The 14,462-nt window shown below is 39.9% G+C and carries 10 protein-coding genes; 6 read left to right on the top strand and 4 right to left on the bottom strand.

The window, feature by feature from the left end:
* Positions 1-39 precede the first annotated feature (39 nt).
* Entirely contained in the window at positions 40-627 is a 588-nt protein-coding gene (locus tag GUY17_RS10445; protein ID WP_101088306.1) for a response regulator transcription factor, read from the top strand.
* Positions 628-647: 20 nt separating this feature from the next.
* On the opposite strand, the gene GUY17_RS10440 is transcribed toward GUY17_RS10445, so the two are convergent.
* Together GUY17_RS10440 and GUY17_RS10435 are read right to left on the bottom strand one after the other, a co-directional pair.
* On the bottom strand, positions 648-3,053 hold the full coding sequence (locus tag GUY17_RS10440; protein WP_162023094.1) for an EAL domain-containing protein: 2,406 nt from the start codon (positions 3,051-3,053) through the stop codon (positions 648-650).
* Between the two features lie 3 nt (positions 3,054-3,056).
* On the bottom strand, positions 3,057-4,100 hold the full coding sequence (locus GUY17_RS10435; protein ID WP_162023092.1) for a spermidine/putrescine ABC transporter substrate-binding protein: 1,044 nt from the start codon (positions 4,098-4,100) through the stop codon (positions 3,057-3,059).
* A gap of 506 nt (positions 4,101-4,606) precedes the next feature.
* Between GUY17_RS10435 and GUY17_RS10430 the strand changes: the two genes are divergently transcribed.
* The 4 genes from GUY17_RS10430 (at position 4,607) to torD (ending at position 9,245) form a co-directional block, all read left to right on the top strand.
* Complete coding sequence (locus tag GUY17_RS10430) at positions 4,607-4,777, top strand: nitrate reductase (protein ID WP_101088486.1); 171 nt, start codon at positions 4,607-4,609, stop codon at positions 4,775-4,777.
* A gap of 42 nt (positions 4,778-4,819) precedes the next feature.
* Complete coding sequence (torC, locus tag GUY17_RS10425) at positions 4,820-5,998, top strand: pentaheme c-type cytochrome TorC (RefSeq protein ID WP_162023090.1); 1,179 nt, start codon at positions 4,820-4,822, stop codon at positions 5,996-5,998.
* Between the two features lie 12 nt (positions 5,999-6,010).
* Positions 6,011-8,503: a trimethylamine-N-oxide reductase TorA gene (gene torA / locus GUY17_RS10420; protein WP_162023089.1), complete on the top strand. Its 2,493-nt coding sequence runs from the start codon at positions 6,011-6,013 to the stop codon at positions 8,501-8,503.
* 85 nt (positions 8,504-8,588) lie between these two features.
* Entirely contained in the window at positions 8,589-9,245 is a 657-nt protein-coding gene (gene torD, locus GUY17_RS10415; RefSeq protein ID WP_101088311.1) for a molecular chaperone TorD, read from the top strand.
* Positions 9,246-9,374: 129 nt separating this feature from the next.
* Here the strand turns inward: torD and torS are convergent, their stop codons facing one another.
* On the bottom strand, positions 9,375-12,428 hold the full coding sequence (torS, locus tag GUY17_RS10410; RefSeq protein WP_277949096.1) for a TMAO reductase system sensor histidine kinase/response regulator TorS: 3,054 nt from the start codon (positions 12,426-12,428) through the stop codon (positions 9,375-9,377).
* 74 nt (positions 12,429-12,502) lie between these two features.
* On the opposite strand from torS, the gene torT reads away from it, so the two are divergent.
* The gene (torT, locus tag GUY17_RS10405; RefSeq protein ID WP_162023088.1) at positions 12,503-13,576 is read left to right on the top strand and encodes a TMAO reductase system periplasmic protein TorT; all 1,074 of its coding nucleotides are present in this window, start codon (positions 12,503-12,505) and stop codon (positions 13,574-13,576) included.
* Here the strand turns inward: torT and torR are convergent.
* Positions 13,566-14,291, bottom strand: coding sequence for a two-component system response regulator TorR (gene torR, locus GUY17_RS10400; protein WP_162024337.1), 726 nt, complete (start codon positions 14,289-14,291; stop codon positions 13,566-13,568). The two genes, torT and torR, sit on opposite strands and share 11 nt — an antisense overlap.
* Positions 14,292-14,462: the final 171 nt, after the last annotated feature.

Below are 14,462 nucleotides of genomic sequence, written 5' to 3'. Positions count from 1 at the left end.
GATTACACTGTATTAACATTTAATAAATCGATACTACATATGATTAAAGATATTTATATGGTGGATGATGACCTAGCAATTCTTGATTCTATGCAATTTATGCTATTGCAATATGAATACAACTTACAGGTTTTCAATAGTGCCATTTCGTTTATTAACACCATTGATACTACCCAACCAGGTTGTCTTATCGTGGACAGCAAAATGCCAGAAATTACTGGCCAAGAACTACAACAAAAATTAATTGCCGCTAACAGTCCACTAGGTATCATCTTTTTAACGGGTCACGGTGATCTGCCGATGGCGGTAAATGCATTTAGACAAGGTGCTTGTGATTTTTTTCAAAAACCCGTTAACGGGAAAGAACTGGTTGTTGCTATAGAAAAAGCTTTTACGTGTAGCCATAAAATGTTTGAATCTATTCTGCTAAAACAACGATATAACACCTTAACAGAACGTGAAATCCAAGTATTACATCTATTAATAGAAGGCAAAACCAACAAACAAATGGCCGACAAATTATACCTTTCTCTGCGCACGATTGAGGTACATCGTTCTAAAATCATTAAGAAACTAGCCGTACATAATGCTGCTGAATTGGCTAAATTTAGCCCTTTATTAGCCTAGTTTTTAATCACAAAAAATAGTTAGCGACTTTTATTCGTGGTTAAATAACTTACATTTGTTTTATTCACTAAGGCTTGAGCTTGGCTCCAATCTAATGGTTTTGACAAATAAAAACCTTGGACAGTATTGCAGCCTAAATTTTTGACATGATTTAATTCTTGTTCGCTTTGCACCCCTTCTATGACAACATCTAACCCATGGATATTGGCAAGGTCGTAAATAATATCAATCAGCGGTTTATTGCCCATTTGAACATCTCTCATTTGCAGTAGGAATGAGCGATCAATTTTTAATGAGTCCAATCTAAAATGATTTAAATGGCTAAAAGCTGAATAATTTATCCCAAAGTTATCAATGGCAATTTTTATCCCCAATGCTTTTAGCCTAGTGAGATTAACTAATACTTTTTTATCTTTCGTAAGCAGCGGAGCTTCTGCTATTTCGAATATAATTTTATAAGGCGGTGTTTCATATTGATCCATTAAAGACGAAACTTCGGCTACGAAACCATCATTAAACAGCTCTCGAGATGAAATATTGATAGCAAGTGTACCGTCAAACCCTTGCATACTTCGCAGATTTGCTAGCTTACTCAATGCTTCATTGATGACCCATAAATCAATTTTTGTAATCAGATCACTTTGCTCTGCTATCGAAATAAACTTATCAGGGCCAATGCCTTTCTTCTCTAACTCTGGGGCCCTTAGCAACACCTCAAAACCTTTCACTTCAAGTGTTTCAGTATCGTAGTATGGTAAATAAACCAGATACAAGGAATTTTCACGTAACGCTTTTGATACCTCAGAATCAATATATTTCTGCTCTTTTAATTGATTATCTAACGAGTCGTCATAAGTACAATAACTATTTTTCCCCGCTTTTTTTGCAGCATACATGGCACTATCAGCTTGCTGTAAAAATGTATCCGCTTTAAGTTTGTTACCAAACTGGAATGCTATGCCAATACTGGCATGGACATCATAAGTTTTACCGTCAACCTCAAATCCCAAATCAAAAAGCCCTACAATGCGTTGAGCTATCGCTTCTAGCTCTTCCACATTAGGCAGTCCTTCAAGCAATACCACAAACTCGTCACCACCTAAACGCGCGATACATTGATATTGTTGTTGTTTTAATGCACGGCTAGTTTTTCTTAATGAGTTTGTCAACCTGTTAGCAAAGTTGACCAAAACACGATCGCCGGCCTCGTGGCCAAAATTATCATTAACGTATTTAAAATTATCTAAATCGATAAACAACAAACCTAACGTGCTAGTCTCAGCCTCAGACGAGTCGAGTTTATGATCTAGTTCTCGGTTGAAGTATGCTCTATTAGCAAGGCTGGTTAACTCATCATTGTTGGCTAACTGCTGAATACGTTCAATTAATGCAAGATAACTATTATTGAGTTCTGCAACTTCATCGTTAGTATTTAACAGAATAAGTGAATCACTATTACCTTTCTTAACTCCATTAACACCTTCTGCCAATTCAGTGATTGGGCGAATAATTTGTTTATAGATCAACAAATGTAGAATAAAGTAACAAAATAAAGATAATGCCAGGGCGCCTAATCCAATTTTGATTTTTAAATTCATTAATGATGAGTTAAAAAATGCTTTTTTTAGACTGATGTTCACAATGCCATCAAATACTTTTACCGTAAAATGATATGAATCTACGCCTTCAATCTGTTGCACAACAATATCATTATTAAGCGCTTTCTCTGTTAAAGGAAGCGTAAACATTTTAACCGAAAGGTATTCCTGATACTGACTAATCTCTTGATTAAAAATACTTTTAAGATAATTCGGTTTTAACCTAGTTTGAATGACGACTAAATCGTTGGTGTAATTATATAAAGGTTGTGACACTAAAAGATAAGGAGAAAAAATACGAAATAACTGGATCTCATCATGCTCAGTCTCTGTGGCGGTAATTTGGTAGTAGTGAGCATATATCCGTTGACGATTTTTTTTTGCTATAGCGTCATTGATTTTGTTTATCAAAAAATGAGTTGAATCTGTCACTGAAGCATCCACAAAAGGATCTTCAAAATTGATGTAACTGATAGGCTTTTCACGTAAGTTAAAAATAGCAATGTCTTGAATAATCTTACTGTCACTCGATTTAATCAACCGGTCTACAAACTGCGCACTCACTCTAATATCAATTTCATCTGCTTTAGCATTGTGAAATAAATCAGCCGCTTCTTTACTTTGCAGTTGAGAATTAATCATGCTCTCAACCGCAATAACCTCTGCAGCACCACGGCTTGCTATGCGCTCAAATTGATATGAGAAAGCACTCAGAGCAGCATCAATAATATTATTTTTAGCTGATTGATAAAAGAAAAAAGAAAACGTAAAAAATACTACCGCGATAGCGGGTAGTAAAATCAAGTTAATCCGTTTTCTTAGCTTCATGAGTTATTTATCTTTTAGCAAGTTATTCATTCTCTGACGCAATAACATTGATTCGTTACTAATATGCTGATAAAAACTACTCCGCGCTTGGATCTCTGGAGAAATAAACAAATCAGGATCCGATAAGTAGCTTTCACTTCCTAACTCAACAGCAGCATCATTGGTCGTAGAGAATAAAATTTCTTCTACCACCCTAATCGCCACTTGTGGTTCATTAATATAATTCAAAAACGATAAGGTTGCTTGTGTCGCATTTTTTTCAAACGGGATAGCTAAGCAATCAACCCAAAACAGTGTACCTTCATCTGGAACAACATACTTCCAATCATCTTGACCACTATTTTTAGTTATTGTTGCAATATCGCCACCATAAACCATAGCCAAACTGGCTTGGCTTTTTTCTTGATGAATGGCTGTGTGCGTTAATAGATATTGATATCCTAATAAATAAGGCTCTTGTTGCTTTAATGTGTCGAAAGCAACTTTTAAGTCGTCTTTATTTTCAGAAAACGGAGGTAAATTATTGGCAATTAAAGCAATGGCGGCGGTATCAAGATTATCTTTTATCATTAATACCCTATTTTGGTGCTCTACGGGTGGTTTAAAAAGCTGAGTCCAGGAAGTAATAGGTGTTTTGCTGACACTTTGCCGATAGGCAATGCCAATAGTTCCTTTCGCGTAAGGCACACCAACGTCGCCACATGCCTGACGCCATTTAGGATTATGGTTCACTATGGTTGGCACAGATTTTTCGGAAAACCGATACATAGGTTGTTTTTTTGAATTAATGCCCAGCATTAAACTATCAATCAACACAATATTAAAATTTTTAGCTTTCTCACTGAGTAGCAATGCATCTCGATCTGGTTCGCTGTCATAATAGGTCAAGGTTACTTTGTGACCCGTTTTTTGTTCAAATTCAGCGAGAACATCATCAGAAAAATAATCTTCCCAAGTATAAATATTAATATTCTCAGCGCATACTGCACTAGAGAAAATCATAAATATTGATGTTATGAGTAGTTTACTAATACTTGATAGACTCATTTATTTCTCTTTAGTCCGTTTATCTAAGTGTTTAAGTTCAGCTGTTTATTGCATAGAGAGGGTATTAAATGCTAACAGCATCATCTTACTTAATACCGATTAAATTAATACTGCACATTTAACAATATAAGACCATGATCATATATTTATGATTACAAAAACATTAACTTTCATATTGTAGCGAAAATGTATCAGAATTGCTCTGTTAATCCTTGAGAAAATGGTAATGATACATAGTATTCATAAACATAAAGTTGAGTAAATAATAATCGATTTATGAATCAACGCTACTTAAACAACGATATGTGCCCCTCGATTGATAACACTCTGAACTTGTTTTATAAAGCAGTTTACTGTTAATCCTCACCGCAAATTACCCCTCACTCAGTCTGTTCATAATCTTTCATATATTGTCTACGTTCATTCATCCACGGTCTGAGTGCCATTAACAATTATTATCTAATATAGCTGTCATCAGCAAAGATAATTTTTTAAGTGAGCAAGCTATGACAACAAAAAACGTAGTAGACCCCAAAAGTAATGTTAAGTCTAAGGAGCTGAAAGCTCTTGGATTTATCATTTTTTTATTTTTTCCCATTATCACCGTAACCAGCATTAGTGCGTACGGTTTTGTCATTTGGATGATCCAAGCATTTGGTGGCGTTGTTGCGCACTAATCCTCAAACAAATTATGAGTCAATCTTATAAAGGATGCTGTTATGAAATGGTTTATTAATACCTGGCGGACGCTAAATCAGCCTGCCAAATATCTTACTTTAGGCACAATTAGCCTATCAGCTTTTTTAATGGGGATTATATTCTGGGGTGGTTTCAATACCGCACTGGAAATGACCAACACTGAAGAGTTCTGTATTAGCTGTCACAGTATGGAAAGCAAGCCCTACCAAGAGCTACAGCAAACTGTGCATTGGTCTAATCACTCTGGCGTTCGGGCCACTTGCCCTGATTGTCACGTGCCTCATAACTGGAGTCGTAAAATTGGTCGCAAGATTGAAGCATCACATGATATGTGGGGCTGGTTGATGCAAACCGTTAATACTGAGGAAAAATTTGAATCAAAACGTCTAGAGATGGCTAGCCGTGAGTGGAAACGCTTCGACCGTGATAACTCTTTAGCGTGTAAAAACTGCCATAACTATGACTCGATGAAATGGGATGACATGTCAAAGTTGGCGCAAAAACAAATGAAGCGTGCAGCAGAGATAGACCAGAGCTGTGTTGATTGCCATAAAGGTATTGCTCACAAACTTCCTGACATGGGCACTTCCCGTGCACCAGAACTCATTGCACAAGTCGGATCTGGCGAAACCGGTCTTGTGGTTGGTGCTCAATATTTTACCGCCTTGACTAAACCCCTTTATTTTAATCAAAAAACAGATGTTGAAGCTGGTACGTTAAACATTGCCACTAAAGTGACGGTACTTGAAACCAATGGCAGTCGTGTACAAGTTGGTATTAAAGGTTGGCGTAAAAAAATTGGTGCTGGTCGTGTTATCTATTTCGATTTTGGTCTTAACATTCTGTCGGCTCAGTTATCAAAAGATGCTGCGCTAGAAGAAGGTGTAATGAATGTCTTTGAACAAAAAGAAGACCCAATGACCGGATTAACATGGCAACGTGTTGAAGCCAAAATTTGGACCGATGCAGACTACCTAGTAAGTGATTTACAGCCACTTTGGGATTATGCCCGCACCACTTATACCAGCAGTTGTAGCGTGTGTCATACCCAACCAGCAGAAGCACACTTTGACGCTAACAGTTGGCCTGGAATGTTTAAAGGCATGATTGCATTCGTCAACATGGACCAAGACACTCAAGCGCTTGTACAAAAGTACTTACAAGAGCATTCATCTACTTTCAATAAGTCGGCGCATTAATAGGACATCATCATGAACAGAAGACATTTTCTTAAAGGCTTAGTGGCGACTTCTTATGTTGGACTAAGCAGTACATCATTGTTGGCGCCATTCAATGCCCTTGCAGCTGCAAGCACTAAAGCAGGTGACGACTGGTTAACTACCGGTTCGCACTTTGGTGCATTTAAAATGAAACGTAAGAATGGCGTGATTGACCAGGTGATTCCATTTGAGTTGGACAAATACCCTACCGATATGATCAATGGCGTTAAAGGCTTAGTCTACAACCCATCACGGGTTCGCTACCCTATGGTACGCCTAGACTTTTTATTGAAAGGTCATAAAAGCGACACCAGTCAACGCGGTGATTTTCGCTTTGTCCGTGTCACTTGGGACAAAGCATTGACCCTGTTTAAAGATTCACTTGATGAGGTGCAAACTCAATATGGCCCATCAGGACTGCACGCGGGTCAAACTGGCTGGCGCGCCACTGGACAACTGCATTCAAGTACCAGTCACATGCAACGCGCTGTTGGTATGCACGGTAATTTTGTCAAAAAAATTGGTGACTACTCAACGGGTGCTGGCCAGACTATTTTGCCTTATATTTTAGGTTCTACTGAAGTTTATGCCCAAGGTACTTCATGGCCGTTAATCCTTGAGCAATCTAAAACCATCATTTTGTGGTCAAATGATCCCTATAAAAACCTGCAAGTGGGTTGGAATGCCGAAACCCATGAATCGTTCGCTTATCTAGCGGAGCTTAAAGAAAAAGTAAAACAAGGTAAGATCCGAGTGATCAGTATCGACCCAGTGGTCACTAAAACCCAAAAATACTTAGGCTGTGAGCAACTTTACGTCAACCCACAAACTGACGTTGCGTTAATGCTAGGTATTGCCCATGAAATGATCACCAGTAAGTTACACGATGAAAAATTTATTGAGGGCTACAGCTTAGGGTTTGACAGATTCGTACCTTATATTTTAGGCGAGTCAGATAACGTAGCTAAAACACCAGAGTGGGCCAGTAAAATTACTGGTGTTAGCCCTGAAATTATACGTGATTTAGCTAAAGTGATGACCAAAGGTCGTACTCAAATCATGATGGGTTGGTGTATTCAACGTCAACAACACGGTGAACAACCTTATTGGATGGCAGCTGTACTTGCCACTATGATTGGCCAAATTGGTTTACCTGGTGGTGGTATCAGCTATGGCCATCATTACTCAAGTATTGGCGTTCCTTCATCGGGCGCAGCTGCACCGGGCGCGTTTCCTCGTAATCTTGATGAAGGCCAAAAGCCATTATTCGACAGTAATGATTTTAAAGGCGCGAGTAGCACCATTCCGATTGCACGTTGGATTGATGCCATTTTAGAACCGGGTAAAACCATCGATGCCAACGGGGCTAAGGTCACTTATCCTGATATTAAGATGATGGTATTTTCAGGTAATAATCCATGGAGTCATCACCAAGATAGAAATAAGATGAAGCAAGCATTTCAAAAGCTTGAATGTGTGGTCACTGTCGACATTAACTGGACAGCAACGTGCCGTTTCTCAGACATCGTTTTACCTGCTTGTACTACATTTGAACGTAATGACATTGACGTTTATGGCAGCTACGCTAACCGTGGTGTTTTAGCGATGCAAAAAATGGTTGAACCATTATTTGATAGCTTGTCTGATTTTGATATCTTTACCCGCTTTGCCAAAATAATGGGTAAAGAGACAGAATATACCCGTGGCATGTCTGAATTTGACTGGATTAAGAATCTTTATAACGACTGTAAAGCCGATAATGCCGGTAAGTTCGATATGCCAAATTTCGACACGTTCTGGAAACAAGGTTATGTACATTTTGGTGAAGGCCTACCTTGGACTCGCCATGCCGACTTTAGGGATGATCCTGAAATGAATCCATTGGGTACACCATCGGGCTTGATTGAAATTTTCAGCCGTAAAATCGCCCAATTCAATTACGATGACTGTCCTGGCCATCCTACTTGGATAGAAAAGTCAGAGCGCAGCCATGGTGGTCCTGGTTCAGATAAATACCCAATGTGGATGCAATCTTGCCACCCAGATAAACGCTTACATTCACAAATGTGTGAGTCGCAGCAATATCGGGAAACCTATACGGTACAAGGTCGTGAACCCGTGTACTTGAATCCTACCGATGCAAAACAGCGCGGCATTAAAGATGGCGATGTTGTTCGTGTGTTTAACGACCGAGGTCAACTGTTAGCGGGTGCAGTGGTATCCGACAGCTTCCCTAGTGGGGTTATCCGAATTCATGAAGGGGCTTGGTATGGCCCAGTCGGTAAAGATGGGTCTAAAGAAGGCGGTAGTGAAATTGGGGCGTTGTGCAGCTATGGTGACCCTAATACGTTAACGCAAGATATTGGTACATCAAAGCTTGCCCAGGCTTGCTCCGCATACACTTGCTTGGTCGATTTCGAAAAGTATCAAGGTAAGTTACCTGACGTCAGTTCTTTTAGTGGCCCAATAGAAACGCAGCTATAACGTGTAAGCATTATCACTGTGCGCCAAGCGATTTAATTCTTGGCGCTTAAGTTAACGGCCATAATAGGCTCAGGAGATAACATAGATGAATGACAAGATATTGTATAACACGCCAATGAACCAGGGTCGTTCGATGGTGTATAAGCTGCTCTCATCACTGTTTGCAAAAGAGCTAGATCAACAGCTATTACAAGAGCTCACAGCAAGTCAGGCTCAGGCATTCTTTGCTCAATTGGCCAGTGACCCGTTATTGAGTCAAGACATTGAAACCATAAACTCAGTGCTTAATTCAACCCTTAACAGCGTCAATACTGATCATGCTTTATTAGAGCTTGCTGCCGATTATTGTGGCCTATTTTTAGTAGGTACAAAGCATAGCGCCAGCCCTTATGCCAGTTTATATCTTAACGATAATGCAGTTGCCAAGGACGATGTACTCTTATTTGGTGAACAGCATCAGCAAATGCAAACATATCTAAAACAAAGCCAATTAACGGTTCAAAGTGAATTTTCTGAACCGTCTGATCATATTGCCGTTATTTTGGCTTATGTCGCTCACCAAGCGTGTGCTTGTGACGATAGCACTCAGCTCAGCTTTATTAGACAATATCTCCACGCTTGGTTACCCCATTTTGTAGATAGGCTTACCTCTGTGGATACCGGTAAGTTTTATTCAGCCATTGCTCACCTCACTCTGGCTTGGGTTGAAAGCGATTGTGAAGGACTAAAAGGTGCTCAGTAACAGGATATCTATATAATTAACCCCCATATAAAAACACCGAGTAAGCTCGGTGTTTTTATATGTAATGTTTGAGATCAGGATAAATAGAGTGAGGGTTATACACACTCAACTATATTTTATATCACTAATTTACAACAACTTAGATAGAAATTTCAACTCAAGTGCGTTAATTGATGCTTGCAATACTTGCTTAAGCAACAAATATGAATCATCACTAATGCCATCTTTTTCTAATTGTTTGCACAACTGACTCAACTGAATAAAGCCAATACTGGCACTACTGCCTTTAAGTGCGTGTAACGCTTTTGGCCTATCTGTAGGTAAAGCTGCCAGTGCATTGATGTGTTGTGTACTACTGACTTTAAATAACGCTAACATCTCTTTAACAGCTTCTGTACCAAGATATTGTAAGTCTTCATTAATTTGCTTTTCATCGAGTAAAGGCTGATTGTCTTCATTACAAACTGAAAATTTTTGATCTATGGTCGTTTGTGTAAAGCCTTCGTGTTTATCCATCTTGATTAACTTATTCGTGTTGTCGCTGTTGATTGCTGACTTGTCACTCGCATCACCAATCCAATTGGCTAAAAACTTCATATTAAGCGGTTTGGCTAATACGTCATCGAAGCCTGCTGTTTGATACTCGTTTATGTCATCATGTTGAATTTGTGCCGTAAATGCGGCTATGCTGATGTCTTTTTGGGCTGCGTTAGCAATACGCTTCAACTCAAGTAATAACTCAATACCAGAGCCATCGCCTAATTGAATATCAAGCATAATGCCGTCAAACTTCAACGCACTATCGACGTTAAACAACGCTCTTGCTTGAGCACAACTATCAGCCAGTACGGAATGATGTCCAAGATGTGCTAAAAACCCTTGGGCCACCATGGAATTGACTTTGTTGTCTTCGATAACGAGTACACATTTAGAATCAACTTTAGGTAACTCTGTACTGATAACCTCATACGTTTGTTCACAAATGTGTAATGGTAAACTAAAACCAAAGCTGGAACCCTCACCCACTTTACTACTCACCCGAATAGAATCATTGGCAGTGTTAGCCTCATTCATTAACGAGACTAATTCTTTACAAATAGCGAGCCCGAGTCCTGTGCCTCTCGTTCTGCCTTGATTAGGCTGTACACCATAGGCGATAAACAATTGATCCATGGCCTTTTCACTGATACCAACGCCAGTATCTGCCACTTCAAAGGTTAATCGTTTCTCGACCACATTTACCCGTAATGTAACCTCTCCTGCTGGAGTGAATTTAATGGCATTGCCGAGCAAATTAAACAACACTTGGCGCAATTTTGGGCTATCTACCATTATCCATTTAGGTAAATCACCGCAAACTAAATATAACGAGATACCTGACAATCCCGCACCAGCCAACATGATTGCCATCACTTCATCGAGCAGCTCATTAAGCGCAACAGCCCGTGGTTCGTTAGTTAATTTACCTTGCTCCAAACGGGAAAAGTCCAAAATATCATTAAGTACATTTTGCAGTAAGGTGCCGCTGTATTGCGATAATGCCAACATTTGTTTTTGTGCTGGAGGTAATGGCGAGTGACTCAGTAAAGTCAGGGTGCCTAAAAGACCATTTAGCGGAGTACGGATCTCATGGCTCATGGTCGCTAAAAATAGCGATTTTGCCTTGTTAGCTTGTTCTGCCATCACTCTAGCCGTCGAATGCCCTTTTGCTTCAGCGTCTAGTTGACGGTTGGTTTCAGCCAGTTCGAGTGTACGTGCCTGCACGGTACTTTCAAGTGAGGCTTTATGGGCAAATAATTCTGATGCCGTTTGTTGTAATTCAGATTGCAGAGCTTGATTGTGCGCGGTTTTTTGTTTAAAAGCTTCAATGGCAGAAGCCATCGCGGTGAGTTCATCGTCTCCGTGAGGATCCAGTAGCACTTCGGTATTGCCCTGACTTAATTGAGATAATGCAGCAGTTGCTTCACTTAGGCGTAAAGCGATGCCTTTATAAATAACCCGATAAACCACCAACAGCATAATGATTAACATCAAAATACCTGTCGCCCACAGCCCTGACTTAGCCCACAGTAATTGCTGTAAAAAATTACTTCGGGCATGTTCTGCCTGTAGCTGTTGTGCTTTCATTGCACTATCGACTGACTTATTCAGTTGGCCTAATTTATCCGTCAGCGTTAACAGTTGCGCATTTTGTTTTGTTAGCAATTGCGCATATTGCTGCTGCAAACTTAAGCCAACATTCACCTCCCTTAACATTATCAATTGGTGCTCAAGCTCTGTTGCCCTAACCGGATCTCGAATTAAGCCTTTAAGTAATTCTAGAGGCATTAAATCAATTTGCCCACTCGTTCCTGAACCTGTGTAAGGGCTCGGTATTTCGTTGCCGCTTTGTGAGTTATCGCGAGTAGAATTAATGGTATAAGTCGTTGGAGACAGTACTCGAGCCATACTGTTGAGTACGTTATTTAATCCGAGTTGTTGGTCTGGAGACTGTAATAACTGCCCTACTAACTCAATGTGATGGATCAATCCCAAAGCTCGATTTAAACGTTCACGGACATCCAAGTCTTGCTCTATGATGGAGTCCAAAAGTTTGGCACTTTGTTCAGCGCCAACCACTTGAGGGTAAGCTAAACTCAACTTGGCCAAAATGGTTGAATCGACCACGGCTTGTTCTGCTTCAAGTAAAACACCACTGTTACTGGCCGCTTCCGCCAGTGCGGCTCCTTTATTAATCAATTGCGCCGCCAACACTAAACGTTTACCCACTTGGCGGCCGAATACCGATAAGTCATGGATAATTTCGCCAGCTAATAAAGCTAAATGCTGATCTTTATTAACACCATGATTTTGTAGATTTAACGAATTGAGTCGTTCAATAGCAGAAAGCAAATTAGTGCTTTCCAGTGATAACTTACGCCCAAGGAAAGCGCGTTGAGCCTCTTCTTCCACTCGTTCAAGCGCTTGGGCATTGTCGAGCAAGCCATTAGAAGACTGCATCAATTGCCTTGCAGCCTCAGATGCAGGTAACGCCTCTTCATATAGATACTGGTCAGCCAGCTTTACCCAATAAAGCGAAATGCTGCCAAGGCTAACTAACATTAACAATAACAATCCGAGCAGACAGAATGCCAACATAAGGCGACCCACTAAGCTCTTGCCTGATAGTGATAAAGTGCTCACAGTCATTCCTTAAAATGTTATAATTACGAAAATTTTTTAGTGTTCTGTTTAGAAACCTTAATCGAGACAATATAATGCGCCGACTTATTTATTTGCTCATAGCTTGCTTAGGGACAATACCATTACTTGCTGAAGCAACATCCGATTCTAGCTGGACATTACAGCAGCGCACGCCCTTTAATGCCAAAATTCAAACAGTAAAATCAATACAATATAATCAACTGACCTCGGCCAAAAAGGCTTGGCGAATCTGTGCCTTAGTACCTCACCTTAAAGACGCTTATTGGATCGGCATTGATTATGGTTTGGTGTCAAAAGCCAGCCAATTAGGCATTAATTTAGAATTATTTGAAGCTGGTAGCTATTACAGAAAAGAGCAACAACTAAAACAACTTGAATACTGCCTTAATCAACCGTTCGATGCCATCTTACTCGGTGCTGTGGCCCCCAATTTACTTGATCAATATCCGGGGCTAATTAATAAACCCATCATAGCGTTAGTGAATAGACTCGATAACCCCATTATAACAACTCGTGTAGGCGTCAATTGGTATCAAATGGGCTGGAAAGCTGGCCACTTTATCGCCAAAGCTGTAAAAAATTTACCGCCATCGTCTCCAGTAACACTCGCTCTACTCACCGGCCCAGAAAGTGTTGGCGGCAGCGATTGGGTTGAGCTCGGTATTCAAGATGCTATTGCCGATAGTCCTATTGTGGTTTCGTCAATTCGTCATACCGATAATAATCGTGACCTTTATCGTGACCAACTTCATAATCTACTTAATGATCATGTTCCTAGTTATATTCTAGGCAGTGCCGTTGCTATTGAAGCAGCAATAGGAACATTGCAACATAAACGATTAACTGGCCAAGTAAAACTTGTGAGCAGCTATTTATCGCCAGCGACCTTGCGCGGACTTTATCGCAATAAAGTGGCTTTCAGTAGTGATGATCAAGTGGTGTTACAAGGTAAATTGGCAATAGATATTGCGGTAAAACTACTGGAGGGGGCACACTCATTTGGGGATATTGGCCCACAAATACAGGCGTTAGAACAAGGAACTGTGCAACTCAATATGTTTAACAACAGCTTAGCCCCTGCAGACTTTTACCCCATTTATCGTGTGACGACAAAAACTAATCTTTAACCTTTGTCGCAAACAAATAGCCTTCTCCGTGAACCGTTACAAACAGGTCTGCCTGTAGTTTATTTCGCAAACGGCGAATAATGACATCAATGGTTCTATCATTTACATCTTCATTACGGTGGCTTGTTTGCTGCATTAGCCGCTCACGTGATAGTACTTGCTGTGGATGCAATGCAAAGGCGGTAAGTAATTCGAACTCTGCTTTAGTCAGCTTTATCACCTCGTCACCACGACTCAGTTTTCGGCTGTTTAACTCAAGAATATATTTATCGAAGGCAATGATATCGTCACACTGTTCAAATTGTTCTACAACTTCTTGTTGTGCTTTTTTAACTAATGAAATTCGCCACAACAAATTTTTAACTCTTACCAATAGTTCTCTTAATTCAAATGGCTTAGTCACATAATCATCAGCACCCATCTCAAGGCCAACGATTTTATCAATGGTTTCATCACGACCAGTGACTAATATAATGCCAACGTCCGAACGACTTCTTAGTTCACGCGCCAAGCTCAAACCGTCGGTACCGGGTAAGTTAATATCTAACATCACCAAATCGATATGTTGATTTGTAAACTGTTGCCACATCTGTTCGCCGTCTCCAGCTTCAAGTACACGATAACCTTCACGCTCAAAATAACCTTTTAATCGAGCGCGGATCACGGCTTCATCGTCAACGACGAGTACCGTATTTGTTAAACCAGTATGTGCCATCATCCTATCCAGATAGTGTTGCTAATAATGGCCGTTATTATTCATAACTTTTCATATTTTCCTATAAAGATTTGTCAGGAATGAGTGACAGCTAGCAAAATAGTTTATAAAAAAGGACCTGAGTCACACAATGGGAATGCGTAGAATCAGGTCCAATAATAAAAAAGATTA

Origin of the sequence: Shewanella sp. Arc9-LZ, from assembly GCF_010092445.1 — a bacterium.
Taxonomy (GTDB): domain Bacteria; phylum Pseudomonadota; class Gammaproteobacteria; order Enterobacterales; family Shewanellaceae; genus Shewanella.
The sequence above is the reverse complement of the archived record's forward strand: the minus strand, read 5'-3'. Positions and strand labels throughout refer to the sequence as shown.

Bases quoted from the DNA above. Each gene is read 5' to 3' on its own strand.
- torR (WP_162024337.1), bottom strand. From the start codon at position 14,291: ATGGCACATACTGGTTTAACAAATACGGTACTCGTCGTTGACGATGAA.
- torD (WP_101088311.1), top strand. From the start codon at position 8,589: ATGAATGACAAGATATTGTATAACACGCCAATGAACCAGGGTCGTTCG.
- GUY17_RS10435 (WP_162023092.1), bottom strand. From the start codon at position 4,100: ATGAGTCTATCAAGTATTAGTAAACTACTCATAACATCAATATTTATG.
- GUY17_RS10440 (WP_162023094.1), bottom strand. From the start codon at position 3,053: ATGAAGCTAAGAAAACGGATTAACTTGATTTTACTACCCGCTATCGCG.
- torT (WP_162023088.1), top strand. From the start codon at position 12,503: ATGCGCCGACTTATTTATTTGCTCATAGCTTGCTTAGGGACAATACCA.
- GUY17_RS10445 (WP_101088306.1), top strand. From the start codon at position 40: ATGATTAAAGATATTTATATGGTGGATGATGACCTAGCAATTCTTGAT.
- torA (WP_162023089.1), top strand. From the start codon at position 6,011: ATGAACAGAAGACATTTTCTTAAAGGCTTAGTGGCGACTTCTTATGTT.
- GUY17_RS10430 (WP_101088486.1), top strand. From the start codon at position 4,607: ATGACAACAAAAAACGTAGTAGACCCCAAAAGTAATGTTAAGTCTAAG.
- torC (WP_162023090.1), top strand. From the start codon at position 4,820: ATGAAATGGTTTATTAATACCTGGCGGACGCTAAATCAGCCTGCCAAA.